This is a genomic window from Rhodococcus sp. 14-2470-1b (assembly GCF_002259415.1).
In the GTDB taxonomy this organism is placed as follows: domain Bacteria; phylum Actinomycetota; class Actinomycetes; order Mycobacteriales; family Mycobacteriaceae; genus Rhodococcoides.
This window is the reverse complement of the sequence record NZ_NPFY01000011.1, coordinates 335,783-353,017: the sequence shown is the minus strand read 5'-3', so window position 1 is coordinate 353,017 and position 17,235 is coordinate 335,783. Positions and strand designations below refer to the sequence as shown.

16 protein-coding genes are annotated in these 17,235 nt (G+C 65.4%); 9 read left to right on the top strand and 7 right to left on the bottom strand.

The genetic code is table 11. From position 1 onward, the window contains the following. Positions 1–4 precede the first annotated feature (4 nt). The 5 genes from CH293_RS08680 to CH293_RS08660 are packed head-to-tail and all read right to left on the bottom strand — an operon-like array spanning position 5 to position 4,413. Positions 5–1,279 (bottom strand): EAL domain-containing protein, encoded by a 1,275-nt coding sequence (locus CH293_RS08680; protein WP_255122768.1) that lies wholly within the window; start codon positions 1,277–1,279, stop codon positions 5–7. Positions 1,280–1,290: 11 nt separating this feature from the next. Beyond that, positions 1,291–1,965: an SAM-dependent methyltransferase gene (locus tag CH293_RS08675; RefSeq protein WP_094719974.1), complete on the bottom strand. Its 675-nt coding sequence runs from the start codon at positions 1,963–1,965 to the stop codon at positions 1,291–1,293. Then, on the bottom strand, positions 1,962–2,741 hold the full coding sequence (locus CH293_RS08670) for a PIG-L deacetylase family protein (protein ID WP_094719973.1): 780 nt from the start codon (positions 2,739–2,741) through the stop codon (positions 1,962–1,964). The genes CH293_RS08675 and CH293_RS08670 overlap by 4 nt, the downstream gene beginning before the upstream one ends. Further along, positions 2,735–3,697, bottom strand: a complete 963-nt coding sequence (locus CH293_RS08665; protein WP_094719972.1) for an acyl-CoA/acyl-ACP dehydrogenase — start codon at positions 3,695–3,697, stop codon at positions 2,735–2,737. The genes CH293_RS08670 and CH293_RS08665 overlap by 7 nt, the downstream gene beginning before the upstream one ends. Continuing rightward, complete coding sequence (locus CH293_RS08660) at positions 3,694–4,413, bottom strand: glycosyltransferase family 2 protein (RefSeq protein ID WP_094719971.1); 720 nt, start codon at positions 4,411–4,413, stop codon at positions 3,694–3,696. The genes CH293_RS08665 and CH293_RS08660 overlap by 4 nt, the downstream gene beginning before the upstream one ends. A 212-nt stretch (positions 4,414–4,625) precedes the next feature. Between CH293_RS08660 and CH293_RS08655 the strand changes: the two genes are divergently transcribed. The 7 genes from CH293_RS08655 (at position 4,626) to CH293_RS08625 (ending at position 11,258) form a co-directional block, all read left to right on the top strand. Beyond that, on the top strand, positions 4,626–5,147 hold the full coding sequence (locus CH293_RS08655) for a DUF6764 family protein (protein WP_094719970.1): 522 nt from the start codon (positions 4,626–4,628) through the stop codon (positions 5,145–5,147). A 35-nt stretch (positions 5,148–5,182) separates the two neighbouring features. Next, positions 5,183–5,845: an HdeD family acid-resistance protein gene (locus CH293_RS08650; protein ID WP_037109423.1), complete on the top strand. Its 663-nt coding sequence runs from the start codon at positions 5,183–5,185 to the stop codon at positions 5,843–5,845. Between the two features lie 124 nt (positions 5,846–5,969). Further along, on the top strand, positions 5,970–6,860 hold the full coding sequence (locus CH293_RS08645) for a L,D-transpeptidase (RefSeq protein WP_094719969.1): 891 nt from the start codon (positions 5,970–5,972) through the stop codon (positions 6,858–6,860). A 94-nt stretch (positions 6,861–6,954) separates the two neighbouring features. After that, complete coding sequence (locus CH293_RS08640; protein WP_170945191.1) at positions 6,955–7,884, top strand: carbohydrate ABC transporter permease; 930 nt, start codon at positions 6,955–6,957, stop codon at positions 7,882–7,884. After that, entirely contained in the window at positions 7,881–8,768 is an 888-nt protein-coding gene (locus CH293_RS08635) for a carbohydrate ABC transporter permease (protein WP_037109402.1), read from the top strand. The genes CH293_RS08640 and CH293_RS08635 overlap by 4 nt, the downstream gene beginning before the upstream one ends. Before the next feature lie 31 nt (positions 8,769–8,799). Next, positions 8,800–10,119, top strand: a complete 1,320-nt coding sequence (locus tag CH293_RS08630) for an ABC transporter substrate-binding protein (protein ID WP_037109399.1) — start codon at positions 8,800–8,802, stop codon at positions 10,117–10,119. After that, a complete protein-coding gene (locus CH293_RS08625; protein WP_094719968.1) occupies positions 10,119–11,258 on the top strand; it encodes an ABC transporter ATP-binding protein in 1,140 nt (379 codons plus the stop codon). The genes CH293_RS08630 and CH293_RS08625 overlap by 1 nt, the downstream gene beginning before the upstream one ends. Here the strand turns inward: CH293_RS08625 and CH293_RS08620 are convergent. Together CH293_RS08620 and CH293_RS08615 are read right to left on the bottom strand one after the other, a co-directional pair. Continuing rightward, entirely contained in the window at positions 11,236–12,546 is a 1,311-nt protein-coding gene (locus CH293_RS08620) for a cytochrome P450 (RefSeq protein ID WP_037109391.1), read from the bottom strand. The genes CH293_RS08625 and CH293_RS08620 overlap by 23 nt on opposite strands. A gap of 95 nt (positions 12,547–12,641) precedes the next feature. Beyond that, complete coding sequence (locus CH293_RS08615) at positions 12,642–14,612, bottom strand: M13 family metallopeptidase (RefSeq protein ID WP_176459949.1); 1,971 nt, start codon at positions 14,610–14,612, stop codon at positions 12,642–12,644. A 71-nt stretch (positions 14,613–14,683) separates the two neighbouring features. On the opposite strand from CH293_RS08615, the gene CH293_RS08610 reads away from it, so the two are divergent. Together CH293_RS08610 and CH293_RS08605 are read left to right on the top strand one after the other, a co-directional pair. Then, the gene (locus CH293_RS08610) at positions 14,684–15,598 is read left to right on the top strand and encodes an ABC transporter ATP-binding protein (RefSeq protein WP_094719966.1); all 915 of its coding nucleotides are present in this window, start codon (positions 14,684–14,686) and stop codon (positions 15,596–15,598) included. Then, positions 15,595–17,184 (top strand): ABC transporter permease, encoded by a 1,590-nt coding sequence (locus tag CH293_RS08605; RefSeq protein WP_094719965.1) that lies wholly within the window; start codon positions 15,595–15,597, stop codon positions 17,182–17,184. The genes CH293_RS08610 and CH293_RS08605 overlap by 4 nt, the downstream gene beginning before the upstream one ends. Positions 17,185–17,235 lie beyond the last annotated feature (51 nt).

Below are 17,235 nucleotides of genomic sequence, written 5' to 3'. Positions count from 1 at the left end.
TCGGTCAGAGCCCGGTACGTTCCACCGGAAGCCGCAGCAGCAGGCTTCGCGCGCAGTCGACCGTCAGTTGCGGGTCGTGGCTCAGGACGTAGGAGAAGCGCCGGTTCATGTCCGGCCCGGTGTCTCCCATGTCCTTCGCCGCCAGCACCGCCGAGAAGTGCGGAGACAGCACGACCACCACCCATTCGAGCCGTACCGGGTCGTCGGGGTCGAGGTCCGCACCACGTACACGCGGCGCGGGCTCGGGATCGATGCCTGCGGCGAGCGCACCGACGAGGGCGGCTCTCGTCGCCATGACCTCCCAGCGTCGCGCGGTCAGTGGCGTGAAATGTTCCCGGCTCTCGAACGAGCCGAGGATGACGGCGGTCTGCAGACTCTGGCCGGCAATGGACTCCAGCCCCTTGCTGACCTCCACCAGAAGACGCTTGGTCGACGGTTTGGAATCGCGTCCCGCCGCGGCCAGTTGGTACGGCGAGGAGCGCGGAAGCGATCCGCGCTCGGGTGACGTGCGGAAATCCAACGGTGACAGTCGCTTCGACGGCTCCACCGGGATGGGGTTCTGCTCGGTGAAGAACCGGCCCTGCCCGACGCGTGCGCCCAGCGCGATGGCGGTCCCGACGGCGTCCTCGGTGTCGATTCCTTCCGCCATGACGATCGCGCCCGTGCGTTCGGTGTACGCCGCGACGGCGTTGACGACTCGGGCGGTGAACCGGCTCGGACGTTGGGTGATCAAGCTGCGATCGAGTTTGACCACATCCGGTTCGAGGAGTGGCAGCAGAGCCAGCGATTCCGGCTTCACCCCGACGTGGTCGACGGCGATTGCCCAGCCGAGCTTGCGGACGTCGGCCACCGCGCGAAGCAACTGCGCGGGTCGACGGATCAGTGAGGTCTCGTCCAGCTGCAACACGGCGGAGCCTGCGTCGACGTCTCCGCGGTCGGGGAGGTACGGCAGTGTGTCGGGGTCGATGGCGATGAACAGCGGCAGCCCCTGAAGCGAATCGAGGCGTGCGGCACCCTCGACGGCGCCGGCCCAGCGAACGAGGTCCAGGTCGACGGTCATGTCCATGGCCCGCGCCGCAGACGCGAGGGCCGCAGGCTCGCGAAACGCTGAATCCTCGGGTCCCATGACGATGGCTTCGTACCCGATCACCTCACGGGTCATCAGGTCGACGATGGGGGCGAAGTCGGTGTGCAGACTGTTCGGTCCGAGCAGGTCCTCGAGTGCGCCGCCGCGATAGGTGCGCGTCGCGGTCTCGCCGCTGGTCATTCTGTCGCTCATCTCAGTCCCACTCATATCAAACCCTCACGTCGTGCGACCGATTCCGGTCTTCCGGTCGGCTCCGCCGACTCGCTCCGTGCGGACGACTCCGCAGCGAACACTTCGAGTATCACATCTTCGTCGACATAACCGCCCATACGGACCAGTCCGTCGGTGGCCCCGATGGCGTCGTGCACCTGGTCGCCGGTCTGCGGATAGTCCGCGACGAGGTGTCGCCAGTGCACCGCGAGAAGCGTGCCACCGGGCTCGAGATGCGCCACCGCCTGGCCCAGGGCGGCGCGTAGATCGGCGGGGCCGAGGTAGTACCCCACCTCGCTGAGCACGATCAGATCGAACGGACCGACCTCGTCGAAGACGTCCCACGAGTCCGTGAGCGACCATTCGCGCAGCTGAACCCGACCGTCGGACTCGCCGCTGCGTGCGTCGAGACGAGCCCGCGTGGTCTCCAACGCCGACGCGACGATGTCGGTGGACGTCAGATCGTCGCACCTGCTCGACAGTTTCTCGGTCAGTATTCCGACCGAGCAGCCCGGTTCGAGCGCACGGCGATACCGGGGCTCGGTCAACGCGGCCAACGTCAGAGCGTATTTCCGCTCCTCGTACCAGTTGTTTCCGAGCCGGAACGGATCGTCGTTGCCGTCGTAGACATCGTCGAAATAGTCCTTCTGCAGAGTGCCGTCCGTCATGCGAAGACCACCTCCTCGGATCGAAGCAAACGCGCCAGAATATGCGGGGGTAGTACTGCCCGGTCGGCCGGATCGTCCGACAGGTCCTGGATCTGGGACGTGAACCGGTGCGCCGCGGCCTTTTTCGCTCGGGCCGTGTGATCGTCCAGAGTGATCCCCAGTGCGCGACCCCAGGGAACCTCGGGATGATCCGGCCACGCCCAGTGCCACATCCATACCGGGTACTCGAGCACCGCGATCCCGACGCGTTTCGACGCCGTCAGACATGCCCGCGCCGTCGCCTCGTGGTCGGGGTGACGGTCGCCGCGCCACGGCGTCAGGCACCAGGTGCCCTGTCCACCGGACAACAGCTCGGTGAGCGCCCGCGCGAGCTCGTCCTCGTGCTCGGCGACCTCGCCGTCCGGGAAGCCGAGCCGGATCGGGTCGACGTCGAGACCGAGTTCGGTCAGAGCGCGCCTCGCCTCACGCGGCCGCTCGTCGATCAGCTGCGCCTCGGACATCGTCGGCGAGCCGGGATGCGACGCGCCGCCGTCGGTGACGGCCACGACGGACACCCGGATGCCCGACGCGGCGGCGAGCGACATCAGACCACCGACCCCGAGCACTTCGTCGTCGGGATGGGGCGCGACGACGATCATCTCGCGGCATCGACCGAGATCGAGCGGCGGGAACGACGGTGTCCACTGCCGCCACACCTCGAGCGGTGTGCCCGGGTCGTCGACGGTGTCGAACGTTCTGGTTTCCTGCGTGTCGGTGTGTTCGGCGGCGGCTACCATGGCGACTCTTCCTTCGCGATCTCCTGGCCCAGCGCTGCGAGATCGCGCTCGGCATGGCTCTGGCGTAGAAAAACGGTCAGATCGGCGACGCGGCGTGCATGCTCACCGTTCGCGCACAGCGGGGCGGCGCCCAACGCGCGGCCCACTCGGTCGATGGTGTCGGTCGCGGCGCTCTCGACGATCGCCCGGACGATCCGTGCTCTGGTGCTGCCGCGGGCCTCCGAGTCGGTGGGATCGGCGTCGATCTCCGCTGCGGCGGTGGTCAGCGCTGCCGACGCGGCGCCGAGCGATGCCGCCACCGCGCCGAGATGAGCCATGGTGTGCGGATCGGAACTCGATTGCGCGGCCGCGTGCAACGTATCGGCGACGGCGCAGGCACTGCCGAACCACACCGCAGCCACGCCGAGCCCACCGTGCCAGAAGCCCGGGCGTTCGACGTAGGACCCGATCTCGCCGACGGGGACCGCGTTCGCACCGTCGAAACGCACTGTCCCGGAATCGCTTCGAGACATCCCGACGGCGTGCCACGTGTTCGGAATCGGCGAGCACCAGTCCTGTGTCATGTCGACGGCGAACAACCGCGATCGATCTCCGACACGGGCAGTGACGAGGGCATTCGTGACGATATGAGCGCCCGAGCACCACGGTTTGACGCCGGTGAGCTTCCACCCGTTCTTGCCCTGCGCCGCCTCGAGCACCGGCGACGGCGGTTCCGCCGCCCAGACGCCCCAGATCTGCCCGCGGCTCGGAGCCGGGCCGCCGAGTTCGGCGAGAATGGCCACTGCGTCAGCGTGGCCCTCGGCCAGACGCCCGAGAACCGTGTCCTCGCGGCCGAGTCCGGCGAGCGTCAACCAGCGAGTGTCGGTGAAACCCGATCCGGGAAGCGGCATTTCGGGTGCCTCGTCGGCGACGAACCGCTTGAGACGCTCGACGAGCGAGCTACCGTCGACCGTCATCGGGCGATGGCCAATTCGAGATCTTGCAGGTGAGCGGCAAACCCGTCGGGTGCTCGGCCGGAGCGCCTCGACGACGTCAGCACGGGCGAATCGCACGAGTAGAGAACCGGTACGCCAGCGCGTTCGACACGTGCCATCAGGTCGACGTCCTCGCCGGTGGTCAGTGCTCCGAATCCGCCGACGGTCCAGTACACGTCCGAGCGCAGTCCGAGATTGGTGCCGTGCACGTGGCGATGGCCGGACCTGTGGCGGTAGCCGGCGTCGTACACCAGAGTCAACGCGGGCGAATCCAGCTCGGTGACGACGGTCCCCGCCACGGCATGCGCACCCTGCGCTGCGTGAGCGAGGTGCGAGGAGATCCACTCCAGTCCGACGGTGCTGTCGGCGTCGGTCGTCGCGAACCAGGTGTTGTCCTGTGCTTTGCCTGCGGGTCCGGTGGCCGACAGAAAACCGGCTGCGCGGGCTGCTCCGACGTTGCGTCGCTCGATGGTGAGGACCGTGGCATCGACCTTGTCGGCCCACGTCGCGGCGATGTCGGCGGAGGTGTCGGTGCAGGAATCCAGAACCACGACGAGGTCGACGTCGATGTCGACCTGCTCACACGACCTGACCAGCGCAGACAGGCACGAGTCCAGAAGTGCTTCCTCGTTGTGAACCGGCACAACCACCACAGCGCGCTCGATCGGCGCTTGCTTGTCGAACACTTCGACCCCCATCCGCGGAAGCCGTTCCGTCCCCATACGAGAGAACAGGCCCCGGGCCGCGGTGACCAGGGGCAACGATTCGTACAGGCGTCGGAGGCGGCATTGTGTGAGCCGCCGGTGGCTCGACGGAGAATTGACGGGTCCGATAGACCCGCTAGATGGTCCCCCGTAGTGGCACAATCCAAACATACGAGCGTCGATCACGCTGACAGAAAGGTGCTCCGGTGGCAGGGTACGGGCGATACCGAACGGCAGCGCTGTTCGCGGGCTGCGCTCTTGCCGGAGCCTCGGTGGCCACGGTGTCGCCGTCGCAGGCGTCGGCCGCCGAGTTGTCGTGTCCGGCGCGACCAGGTGTCGACACGGTCGTCGTGGACGGCACAGCCGCATGCGGATCGAGCGTCGACGAGTTCTCCCGCGCGCTGGCACACGCGCTGGGCGGAGTGTCCTTCGCACGTGCCGAAGCCGGCGGGTCGGCTCTGTCCGTCGCCCGTTCCGGTGGTGTGGCCGCCGCGGAAAGCGCAGCGGGCACCGTCGGCGCCGTGTCGATCGGCGGTGATTCCGTGTCGATCGTCTCTCCCGATCCAGGCGCTCTCGCGTTCGCGTTGTCGCTGACCAGGGGACAGACGTTCGTCGGAACAGCTGCCGAAGGCGTCAGCTGCCAGGCAGGCGCCGGATTCGCTGTCAACCTCAGCACCGGCCAGATCTGCATTTCCGACGGGTCGACCACCTGGAACTCGATGCCGTGAGCGTTCGGTGACGACGTGCACTTGTACTCACTGCGATGGACAGAAGGAGAACCGACGTGACCACTGAGCCTTCGGGACGCTACGAATTCTCTGAACGCGACGGGGCCGACGCGTTGCTGAGAATCGGCAAGGACTTGTGGTGGGCGGTGCTGCTCAGAGGCATCGTCGCCGTGATCTTCGGCATCGTGGCCCTCGTGTGGCCCGGCGTCACCGTCTGGGCACTCGTCGTGGTCTTCGGTGCCTACGCGATCGTCGACGGCATCTCCGCGATCATCCGAGCGGTCCAGGCGCGCCGTGTCCAATCCGGATGGGTCTGGTGGTTACTCGGCGGCGTCGTCTCGCTCGTCGCCGGAATCGTGGCGTTCGTATGGCCGGGCATAACCGCACTCGCGGCTGTTTTCGTCATCGGTATCTGGGCCATCATGGGTGGAATTCTCGAAATAGCAGGTTCCATCCGCTTGCGAAAAGTTGCAGGCACATCGCCGGGTTCATCTCACTGGGGAATGCTTCTGTTCGCCGGCATCGTGGAACTCCTGTTCGGACTCGTTCTGGTGTTCTCGCCGGTCAGCGGCATTCTGAGCATCGTGTGGTTGATCGGCGTATTCGCACTGCTGTTCGGTGTCCTGTTTGTCGTATCTGCATTTCAAGTACGGTCGGCAGCGAAGAAAGCAGGAATCGTCGGTCAGCCTGCGGAATGACCCTGAATTCACGAAGTCGATTGGCACTCGGCGGTAAGGGTGTGTGTTAATGGCGGCGAGGACTTCATGCGCCAGCCCACCACACGGCAGGTCGCACAGCACAGAAGGATGGATCGGGATACTCATGGCATTTCGTCGTACTGTCACACGCATCTCTCTGACAGCGGTGATCGCGGCCGTCGGTGCGGCCACCCTGGTGTCGCCCGCCACTGCAGAGCCGTTGTGGCCCGGTGGCCCCGACATCCCCGGCGTCGGATCGTCCGATCAGGTTCTTCCTGTTGTTCCTGAACCGCAGATCCAGCGCCTCGCGCCCGCCAACTTCTCCGATCCGTCGATCACGCCCAACGGTGAGGTCGTCGGAGTCGCGCAGCCCATCGCCATTCGGTTCAACGAGGCCATCGCGGACCGCGGCGCAGCCGAGGCAGCCATCCGGGTCACCACGAGCCCATCGGTCGAGGGCCACTTCTACTGGATCAACGACACCCAGGTGCGGTGGTTGCCCAACGAGTTCTACCCGGCGCACACCCAGGTCACCGTCGAGGCAGGCGGTTCGCGCGCGGACTTCTCCACCGGCGACTCGGTGATCACCACGGCCGACGACGCCACCAAGACCATCACCGTCACCCGCAACGGTGAGGTCGTCAGGACGATGCCCACCTCGTTCGGCAAGGCCGGTCACGAGACACCGAACGGCACCTACATCGTCGGCGAGCGTGTTCGCGAGATGTACATGGACTCCTCGACCTACGGAGTTCCGGTGGACTCCCCCGAGGGGTATCGCACCTACGTCGAGTACGCCACGCGTATCTCGTACAGCGGCATCTTCGTCCACGCAGCGCCGTGGTCGGTGGGTTCGCAGGGCTACGAGAACGTCAGCCACGGCTGCCTCAACGTCAGCACCGAGGACGGCAAGTGGTTCTTCGAGAACTCGCAGAAGGGTGACCCCGTCGTCGTCACCGGCACGGCAGGCGGCACCCTCAGCGGCTCCGACGGCCTGGGGGACTGGAACCGCTAGCCCCCACTCACAGTGGGTTGTTTTCTTTTCGACGACCGACTGAGTTAGGGATTCGTTCACCAACCGTTCTCGGTAGGTGAGCACAGTTCCCGCAGTGAGTACTACAACGGAACGAGTGCTGCCCACAGCACGCCGAAAATCGTTCTTCGGCAGACCGTGGAGTGACTACGCACTCTTCCTGATTCTTCTGGGCCCCAACCTGGCCCTGCTGGTGGTGTTCACCTATCGGCCGCTCGTCGAGAACTTCCAGTTCAGCTTCTACGACTGGAATCTGTCCTCGCCCACGTCGACGTTCATCGGGCTCGCGAACTACCGCGAATGGTTCTCGCGGGACGACACGTGGACCATCGTGTCCAACACTGTCATCTTCACGATCGCCGCCGTCGTCGGATCGTTGGTGCTCGGTCTGGTCCTGGCCATGCTGTTGGACCGAAAGTTGCGGGGCCGCAATTTCGTCCGGTCTGCCGTGTTCGCGCCGTTCGTGATCTCCGGCGCGGCGATCGGTATCGCGTTCCAGTTCGTGTTCGATCCCAACTTCGGCCTCGTGCAGGATCTGTTGCAGCGCATCGGAGTCTCGTCGCCGGACTTCTATCAGGACCCCACGTGGGCGCTGTTCATGATCACGGTGACCTACCTGTGGAAGAACCTCGGCTACACCTTCGTCATCTACCTCGCCGCGCTGCAGGGGACACGCAAGGAGTTGATGGAGGCCGCCGAGATCGACCGCGCGTCCAAGTGGACGACGTTCCGCAAAGTGCTGCTGCCGCAGCTGCGTCCGACGACCTTCTTCCTGTCCATCACCGTGCTCCTGAACTCGCTGCAGGTCTTCGACATCATCAATGTCATGACCCGAGGTGGCCCGCTCGGCAACGGCACCACGACGATGGTCTTCCAGGTGTACGAGGAGACTTTCCGCAACTTCCGAGCGGGTTACGGGGCGACGGTCGCGACGATCATGTTCGTGGTCCTTCTGATCATCACCCTCGTACAGGTTCGCATCATGGATCGAGACGATCAGCGATGACCGCCACACTGAAACCGGACACGTCCCAGCCGCCTCGGAGCGCACCGAAAGACCCGCAACGTCAGCGCAGCCTGTCGACGGTGTTCGGCTACATCGCAATGGTTCTCGTGTTGTTGATGATCGGGCTTCCACTGTTCTGGATCCTCATCACCTCGTTCAAGGAACGCGGCGACATCTACGTCCAACCCGTCACCTGGTGGCCGAGTTCCTTCCGACCCGAGAACTATACCGAGGCGACGACGGAGGTCCCGTTCTTCACATACCTACGTAATTCGGTGATCATCACCAGTGTCGTTGCGTCCATCAAGTTCGTCCTCGGCGTACTCAGTGCGTACGGCCTGGTGTTCCTGCGGTTCCCCGGCAAGAACATCGTGTTCCTGGTGATCATCGCCGCTCTGATGGTGCCCAATCAGATCACCGTCATCTCCAACTACTCGCTGATCTCCGAGCTGGGATGGCGAAACACGTTTCAGGGCATCATCATTCCTCTCGCCGGCGTTGCGTTCGGAACCTTCCTGATGCGCAACCACTTCCTGTCGCTGCCGGCCGAGATCATCGAAGCGGCACGAATGGACGGGGCAGGGCCTTTCCGGTTGCTGTTCCGGGTGGTGCTCCCGCTCTCCGGACCGACCATGGTGGCGTTCGCGATCATCACGATCGTGAACGAATGGAACGAATACCTCTGGCCCTTCCTGATGTCCGACGATTCGTCCGTCGCACCGCTACCGGTGGGCCTGACGCTTCTGCAGAACAGTGAGGGATACACCAACTGGGGCGCGGTGATGGCGGCGACCATTCTGACCATCCTTCCGATCCTCATCGTTTTCCTCGCCCTGCAACGCCACATGATCAAAGGCCTCACCTCCGGTGCGGTCAAAGGTTGATTCGCTCTACCTCTTCAGGAGAAAGAAACACATGGCCAACATCAATCGCCGCGGATTCCTCACGCTCACCGGTGCAGCAGCCGCTGCCGCCGCCCTGGCTGCGTGCAGCAGCCCGGGAACCAGCTCGTCCGGATCCGAAGGATCGGGCGACGCGAACACCATCAACTTCTGGTCCAGCCACCCCGGCAAGTCGCAGGAGTTCGAGCGCGAGCTCATCTCCCGCTTCCAGGCCGAGAACCCCGGTCTGACGGTCAATCTCATCGATGGTGGCAAGAACTACGAGGAAGTGGCGCAGAAGTTCAACGCCTCGCTGTCCGGCAACGACGTCCCGGACGTGGTGGTCCTCTCCGACGTGTGGTGGTTCAACTTCGCGCTCACCGGCGCCATCGAGCCGCTCGATCAGCACTTCTCCGCCGCGGGTGTGGATTCCAGCGACTACGTCGATTCTCTTCTCGCGGACTACAACTGGAACGGCAACCACTGGGCGCTGCCGTACGCACGCTCGACCCCGCTGTTCTACTACAACAAGGACGTCTGGGCGCAGGCGGGACTCCCGGACCGCGGACCGGCCAGCTGGCAGGAATTCGACGAGTGGGGTCCGCGCATCCAGGCTGTCGTCGGAGGTGGCAAGCTGGCCCACGGCTGGGGCAACGCGGTGGACTACCTGGGGTGGACCTTCGAGGGCCCCATCTGGACGTTCGGCGGTGCGTACTCCGACGGCTTCACCCTGAAGTTCGACGACCCCAACACCATCGCCGCCGGTCAGTTCCTCAAGGACATGATCCACACCAAGAAGTACGCGGCGGTCTCCAACGACATCGCCAACGACTTCGGTGCGGGCATCCTCGCGTCGACGATCGCGTCCACCGGTGACCTGTCCGGCATCACCCAGAATGCGGCGTTCGACTTCGGCACGGCGTTCCTCCCTGCCGCCGACGGACAACCGGGCTGCCCGACGGGTGGAGCCGGCCTCGCCATCCCGTCGAAGATCTCGGAGGAGCGCAAGGTCAATGCGCTGAAGTTCATCGACTTCTTCACCAATGCAGCGAGTACGTCGTACTTCTCGCAGAACACCGGGTACATGCCGGTCCGTAAGTCCGCGCAGGAGGATCCGAGCGAGATCGAGTTCCTCGCCGCCAACCCGAACGCCAAGACGGCCGTCGACCAGCTCGCTCGGACGCGGTCGCAGGACTACGCACGTGTCTTCGTTCCCGGTGGTGACAAGATCATCGGTACGGGCCTCGAGCAGATCGCACTGCAGAATGCCGATGTCGCAACCACGTTCGCCGGCGTTCAGGATCAGCTGCAGCAGATCATCGACCGCCAGATCACCCCGAACCTCCCGTCGTAATGGCAGGGGTTCACTACGCGGGCGTATCGCACCGCTACCCGGGGGCGGACACGCTGGCCGTCGACTCGCTCGAACTCGACATCGCCGACGGTGAATTCATCGTTCTCGTCGGCCCGTCGGGGTGCGGCAAGTCGACGAGCCTGCGGATGCTGGCCGGTCTGGAATCGGTCGAGAGCGGCCACATCGACATCGGCGGCGTCGACGTCACGTCGCTCGCTCCTCGTGAGCGGGACGTGGCGATGGTGTTCCAGAACTACGCGCTCTACCTCAACATGACCGTCGGGGACAACATGGGATTCGCGCTCCGCAACGCGGGAATGAGCAAGGCGGACACAGCTGCTCGTGTACTCGACGCCGCGAAGATGCTGGAACTCGAGCCCTTGCTGAACCGCAAACCCGGCAAGCTGTCGGGTGGTCAGCGTCAGCGGGTGGCGATGGGCCGTGCGATCGTCCGGCAGCCCAAGGTGTTCTGCATGGACGAGCCGTTGTCCAACCTCGACGCCAAACTGCGCGTCAGTACCAGAGCGCAGATCGCCGGATTGCAGAAGCGGCTCGGCACCACCACGGTGTACGTGACGCACGATCAGGTCGAGGCCATGACGATGGGCGACCGGGTCGCGGTACTGCAGGCAGGCAAGTTGCAGCAGATCGCGTCGCCGCGTGAGCTGTACGACAACCCGGTCAACACGTTCGTCGCGTCGTTCATCGGCTCACCCGGGATGAACCTGATCGACGCTCCGGTCGTCGACGGCGCCGCCGTGGTCGGCGACATACGCATCCCTGCTCCCACGCGGGATCCCCGCGTGACGGTCGGAATCCGGCCAGAATCGTGGAGCTTGCGGGAACGATCATCGGCGCAGTCGTGGAGCTTGCGGGAACGATCATCGGCGCAGTCGTGGGATCTCGTCGGGAAGGGGGTTGGAGCTGTTGAGGTCGCGGTCGAACTGATCGAGGAACTGGGCGCCGAATCGTTCCTGTACGGCGCTCCACCCCTCGGTTCGGACTGGAGCACGCAGTCCGGCCGGGTGTCGGTGCGCGTCGACCGGCGGTTGTCCATCGGGTTGGCCGAGACCGTTCGGCTCGTTCCGAAGCTCGACGAGGTGTTCTTCTTCTCCGCTACGACGGGTGATCGGCTGTAGCGGGCTGCCCCAGATCCACCGGCAGCGACGCCCAGCCGTGCAGGACTCGGGTGTCGCGGCGAATTCCCTCACCTGCGAGCCGCAGGTGGGGGAATTTGTCGAACAGGGTCTTCAGGCCGACTTCGGTTTCCGCCTTGGCCAACGACGCGCCGAGGCAGTAGTGCCTGCCGCCGGAGAACGACAGGTGCTTGCCTGCGTTGGCTCGGGTGACGTCGAAGCGGTACGGGTCGTCGAACACGTCGGGGTCGCGGTTGGCGCCGGCCAGGACCAGAATCACCAGCGACCCTTCGGAGATGGGGACGCCCTCGATCGTCACGTCGTGGCGTGCCATGCGGGCGGTGAGCTGCACCGGGGATTCCAGCCGAAGCATCTCGTCGACGGCCGTCGGCCAGTGCGACGGGTCGTCGCGCAGAATCTCGAGTTGGTCCGGGTTGTCGAGCAGGAGCCGGATTCCGCTGCCGAGTAGGTTCACGGTCGTTTCGAAGCCCGCCGCGAGTACGAGGCCTGCCGTTGCCCGCAGTTCCTCGTCGTCGAGTCCGACGCCGTCGTCCTCGGCCCTGATCAGCTGGCTCATCAGGTCGTCGCCGGGGTTGCGGCGCAGTTCCGCGAGGTGGCCGGCAAGCCAGGCGTCGAACTGCGCCAGGCCGTCCTCGACGCGGTTGAACTGCTCCCAGGACAGCCCGATGTCCAGGCTCGGGGCGGCCATCTCCCCGAATTCGAGCACCCGTTGCCGGTCCTTGTCGGGGACTCCGAGGATGGTGCTGATGACGGCGACGGGCAGCTGCGCGCAGTACTCGTGCACGATGTCCACCTGTGGACCTGCCGCGGCGAGCTCGCTGAGCAGACTGTCGGCCTTCTCCTGCACCATCTCTCGCATGCGGGCGACCGCGCGTGGGGTGAACACCGAGGTCACGAGCTTTCGGTACCGGGTGTGCTCGGGCGGTTCGACCGACAGCAGGGAGGGCGGTTTCAGCGGATGAAGAGCCTTGGACCTGGTTCGGTTCTCGATCCATCGAAGTGGACTGGGCAGGCTGGCGCCGATCTCGGTGACCCTGAGGTCGTCCGAGCGCAGCAGATCGTGGACCACGCGATGGGTGACCGTGATGTTGGAAATCCGGGTTTTCACCAGGGGCCCGGTGGCCCGAATCTTCTCGAACACTTGCCGCGGATTCGCGCGCGTCTCCGGATCGACAACCAGCTTGGCCTGCAGATCACCGGCCTTTGCGGCCTTCTCGGCCCCGTACCGCACGAGACCGTGCGCTGCGATCCACCTGATTCTGTTCTTCACGTCGTCCCCCCATCCGTGTGGGTGGAAATGTAGGCCAGGGGGCAGGAGCGGAGCCTGCGGAGCGACCCGAAGGCACTACATTTCCACTCACGTGATTACCAGATCCTGACCCGCTCCTGTGGCTCCAAGTACAACGCATCGCCCGGCTTCACATCGAACGCTTCGTGAAAACTGTCCAGATTGCGTACTACGCCGTTGCAGCGGAACTCGGGCGGCGAGTGCGGATCGACCGCAAGCCTGCGAATCGCTTCCTCGTCGCGTGCCTTCGTTCGCCACACCTGCGACCAGCCGAAGAACACTCGCTGCAGCCCGGTCAGCCCGTCGAGCACCGGAGCCTCCTTGCCGTCCAGCGCGATCTTGTACGCGGCGACGGCGATGGACAGGCCGCCGAGGTCGCCGATGTTCTCACCGATCGTGAACTCGCCGTTGACCTTGTGGCCGGGGAGCGCCTTCGGTTCGAACTGGTTGTACTGGTCGATCAGCGCAGTGGTGCGTTTGCCGAATTCGGTTCTGTCCGAATCGGTCCACCAGTCCACGAGGTTGCCGTCGCCGTCGTACTTGGCGCCCTGGTCGTCGAAACCGTGCCCGATCTCGTGGCCGATGACGGCTCCGATTCCGCCGTAGTTGGCCGCGTCGTCGGCGCCCGAGTCGAAGAACGGAGGCTGCAGAATCGCTGCAGGAAAGACGATTTCGTTGAGCCCCGGGTTGTAGTAGGCGTTCACGGTCTGCGGAGTCATGAACCACTCGTCACGGTCCACCTCGCCACCGAGCTTGTCGAGATCGCGCTGGTATTCGGCGACGTAGCCGCGTCGGTAGTTGCCGAGAAGATCGCTCGCCTCGATCTCCACGGCGGAGTAGTCGCGCCAGCGATCCGGGTACCCGATCTTCGGGGTGAACTTCTCGAGTTTGTCCAGTGCCTTCTGCCTGGTCTCCGGGCTCATCCACTCGAGATCGGTGATGTTGCGACGGTAGGCCTCACGCAGATTCGCGACGAGAACCTCCATGCGCGCCTTGGCATCCGCGGGGAAGTGACGCTCGACGTAGAGCTTGCCGACGGACTCGCCGAGCAGGTCCTGCACCAGTGAGACGCCACGCTTCCAGCGCTCCCGGTTCTCCTCGGTGCCGCTCAGCTTCTTTCCGTAGAACGCGAAGTTCTCGTCGACCAGCGCGGCAGTCAGGTAGGGCGCACGGCCGTGCACGATGCGCCAGGCGAGCCACGCCTTCCAGTCCTCGATGTCCGCGGACACCCACAGTCCGGTGAACGTGGACAGGAACGGGGGCTGCCGCACGACGATCTCGGCGAACTGCTCCGTGGTGCCTCCGAGTCCGGAAATCCATGCGGTCCAGTTGAATCCGGGTTCGTTCTTCACCAGCGTGTCGAAGTCGACCAGGTTGTAGCTCTTCTCCGCGTCACGACGCGCGACGACGTCCCAGTGGCCCGCGGCGAGCTTCTTCTCGAGGTCGAACACCTTCCTGGCGTCGTAGGAGAGTCCGGCGAGCGAGAACATCTTCTCGATGTGAGCGACGTAGGCGTCGCGGATGTCGGCGTACCCCTCCTCGCGGTAATACGACTCGTCGGGCAGGCCGATGCCGGACTGCGAGAAATGCACGAGGTAGCGGGAGGAATCCTTGGCGTCGGTGTCGACGTAGTGGCCGATGGCGCCGCCGATCCCGGTGCGCTGCAACGAACCGAGAACCTCGGCGAGGGTGACCAGGTCACCCGCATCGGCGACGGCAGCAAGTTCGTCGGCGATGGGCGTCAGGCCGGCGTCCTCGACGGCGTCCGCATCGAGGAAGCTCGAGTAGAGGTCGCCGATCTTCTGCGCGTCGGTCCCGACCGGGGGGTGCGACGCCGCGCTCTCCTGGATGATCGTGCGCACGTCCTCTTCCGCCTTGTCGTACAGCGTCCGAAACGCCCCGTCGACGGCCCGGTCCGCGGGAATGGCGTACTCGTCCAGCCACTTGCCGTTCACGTGGACGAACAGGTCGTCCTGCGCCCGAGTGTCCGCGTCCGTGTAGCTGAGGTCGATACCAGAGTTCGCCTGTCCAGAATCCACAACTGTCATGCATCCCATCTTTACACTCATCGCAGAGAAGTGGCCTTCGAGTCGTGACTGCAAAGGCAGGGAGCTCGTCCATGGTGGTGCACGTCAGGGATTTGCGGAAGACCTTCGGCACGTCGCTCGCGCTGGCGGGCCTGGATCTGAGCGTCGGGCAGGGCGAAGTGCACGGCTTTCTCGGCCCTAACGGTGCGGGCAAATCGACCACCATCCGCGTGTTGCTGGGGCTCGTTCGTGCCACGTCCGGGGAGGTGTCCGTGTTCGGAAAGGACCCCTGGGCCGACTCGGTGGAGTTGCACCGCCGCCTGGCGTACGTGCCGGGGGACGTCACGCTGTGGCCGTCGTTGACCGGTGGTGAGGTGATCGACGTCCTCGGTCGTATGCGGGGTGGTCTCGATTCGCGTCGACGCGAGGACCTGCTGGAGCGCTTCTCGCTCGATCCGAGGAAGAAGACTCGCACCTACTCCAAAGGGAACCGGCAGAAGGTCGCCCTCGTCTCGGCGTTCTCGTCGAACGCAGAACTGCTTCTGCTGGACGAGCCCACCTCCGGTCTGGACCCGCTCATGGAGCAGGTCTTCGCCGACTGCGTCGCCGATGCGTCGGCCCGCGGTGCGACGGTGCTGCTGTCCTCGCACATTCTGTCGGAGGTCGAGAAGCTGTGTGAACGTGTGACGATCATCCGTGAGGGCAGAACCGTCGACACGGGATCGTTGAAGGACATGAGGCACCTGACGCACACGACGGTCACCGTCGTCGTCGAGACCCTGCCCGGTGCTGGTCTGCCCAATGCCTCCCCGCCCGATGCCTCCCCGCCCGATGCCTCCCTGCCCGGGGTGATCGAGGTCGACGGGCACCGACTGATCTGCCGGGTGGCGTCCGCTGAACTGCCGGAGCTGATGACGAGGTTGGCTGCGCTCGGGATCACCAGCATCGTCAGTTCGCCTCCCACGCTGGAAGACCTGTTTCTGAAGTACTACGTGGCGCAGTCGTGAGCGGCATTTTCCAGTTGGTCCGACTGTTCGCTCGCCGCGACCGGGTGGCGATGCCACTGTGGGTGCTGGCCATCGGCTTGGTTCCACTGCTCTACGCAGTCAGTTTCGAAGGGCTCTACCCGACGGTGGCAGATCGTCAGGCGTTCTACGAGGCGACAGCGCAGACGCCCGCCGAGCTGGCGTTGGTCGGCCCGATCTTCGGCGCCGACCTGGGCGCGCTCGTCACGTGGCGCTCCGGGATTCTGTTGACGCTCGTGCCTCTCGCGGCACTGCTGACGGTGATCCGGCACACCCGTGCGGAGGAAGACGCGGGCCGGACCGAACTGGTGGGCTCGACGGCGGTCGGTCGACGCGACGGGCTGTGCGCGGCCATGGCGCTGGCGGCGACGGGTGTGTTGATGACGGCGGTGATCGCCGCGACAGCGCTGGCGGCCTCGGGGTTCGCGGTGGGTGGCAGCGTCGCGTTCGGGCTGTCGATCGCCGCGGTGGGCGTCGTGTTCGTCGGGGTCGCTGCCGTTGCCGCGCAGGTCGGCTTCAACGCGCGTGCGGCGCGCGGTTACGCGATCACGGTGCTGGCGGCGGCGTTCGTGCTGCGGGCCGTCGGTGATGCGGGCGCATCAGGAACTTCAGGGTCTTCCGGGACGCTGTCGTGGCTGTCGCCGATCGGGTGGTCGTCACAGCTACGACCGTTCGCCGACGAACGGTGGTGGGTAGTGGTGCTTCCGGCAGTGGCGGCGACGGTCGCCGTGGGGCTCGCGTTCACTCTCGCGAGTAGGCGTGACCTGGGCGCCGGTCTGGTGGCGGTGCGCGACGGTAAGCCCACGTCGTCTCTGCAGGGCGTGTTCGGCCTGGCGTGGCGCGCCCAGCGCGGCAGTCTGCTGGCGTGGACCGTCGGACTCGGGGTGATCGCGGCGGTGCTGGGCAGTGCCGCGGACAGCGTGCAGGGTCAGTTGGGTGGGAGTGCGGCGATCGGCGACGCGCTGAGCAAGTTCGGGGGGTCCTCGCTGGTCGATTCGTTCCTGGCGACGGCCCTGAGCATCCTCGGAATCGGTGCGGCGGCCATGTCCGTCTCGTCGGTGCTACAGGCCCACGGCGACGAGGAGTCGTCCATCGCGGAGATTGTGTTGGCCGGGAGCGTCGGGCGGACTCGGTGGCTGGTGAGCACAGTCGTGTTCGCGCTGGGCGGCCCGGCCGTCGCGATGACGGTCGTCGGCTTCGCAGCAGGTCTTCCGTACGGAATGTCGGTGGGCGACGTCGGGTCGGTGCTGCCGGGAGTGCTCGCCGGTGCGATGAGCCAACTGCCCGCAGTCTGGATACTGACGGCGTCGGGCATCGTTCTGTTCGGGTTCGTCCCTCGGTTCTCGGTCGCGACCTGGGGTCTGCTGGCCGCGTTCGTGATGCTGGGGCAGGTCGGGACCGTGCTCGGTCTTCCCCAGATGGTGCTCGACCTGTCGCCGTTCACGCACCTCCCGCATCTTCCTGGCGGTACTGTCTCGGTGACGCCACTCGTGTGGCTCGTCGTCGTCTCGATGGTCGGGCTCGTGACCGGGATCGTTGCTTTCGAGCACCGCGATCTCCGTAGTTGAGCCAGAGCGGTTAGCATTTCTCACAACCGGACCGCAGGGTTGGTTCCATAG

Coding starts and splice junctions, on each gene's coding strand:
- CH293_RS08680 (WP_255122768.1), bottom strand. CDS start 1,279: ATGAGCGACAGAATGACCAGCGGCGAGACCGCGACGCGCACCTATCGC.
- CH293_RS08675 (WP_094719974.1), bottom strand. CDS start 1,965: ATGACGGACGGCACTCTGCAGAAGGACTATTTCGACGATGTCTACGAC.
- CH293_RS08670 (WP_094719973.1), bottom strand. CDS start 2,741: ATGGTAGCCGCCGCCGAACACACCGACACGCAGGAAACCAGAACGTTC.
- CH293_RS08665 (WP_094719972.1), bottom strand. CDS start 3,697: ATGACGGTCGACGGTAGCTCGCTCGTCGAGCGTCTCAAGCGGTTCGTC.
- CH293_RS08660 (WP_094719971.1), bottom strand. CDS start 4,413: ATGGGGGTCGAAGTGTTCGACAAGCAAGCGCCGATCGAGCGCGCTGTG.
- CH293_RS08650 (WP_037109423.1), top strand. CDS start 5,183: ATGGACAGAAGGAGAACCGACGTGACCACTGAGCCTTCGGGACGCTAC.
- CH293_RS08645 (WP_094719969.1), top strand. CDS start 5,970: ATGGCATTTCGTCGTACTGTCACACGCATCTCTCTGACAGCGGTGATC.
- CH293_RS08635 (WP_037109402.1), top strand. CDS start 7,881: ATGACCGCCACACTGAAACCGGACACGTCCCAGCCGCCTCGGAGCGCA.
- CH293_RS08630 (WP_037109399.1), top strand. CDS start 8,800: ATGGCCAACATCAATCGCCGCGGATTCCTCACGCTCACCGGTGCAGCA.
- CH293_RS08625 (WP_094719968.1), top strand. CDS start 10,119: ATGGCAGGGGTTCACTACGCGGGCGTATCGCACCGCTACCCGGGGGCG.
- CH293_RS08615 (WP_176459949.1), bottom strand. CDS start 14,612: ATGACAGTTGTGGATTCTGGACAGGCGAACTCTGGTATCGACCTCAGC.
- CH293_RS08610 (WP_094719966.1), top strand. CDS start 14,684: ATGGTGGTGCACGTCAGGGATTTGCGGAAGACCTTCGGCACGTCGCTC.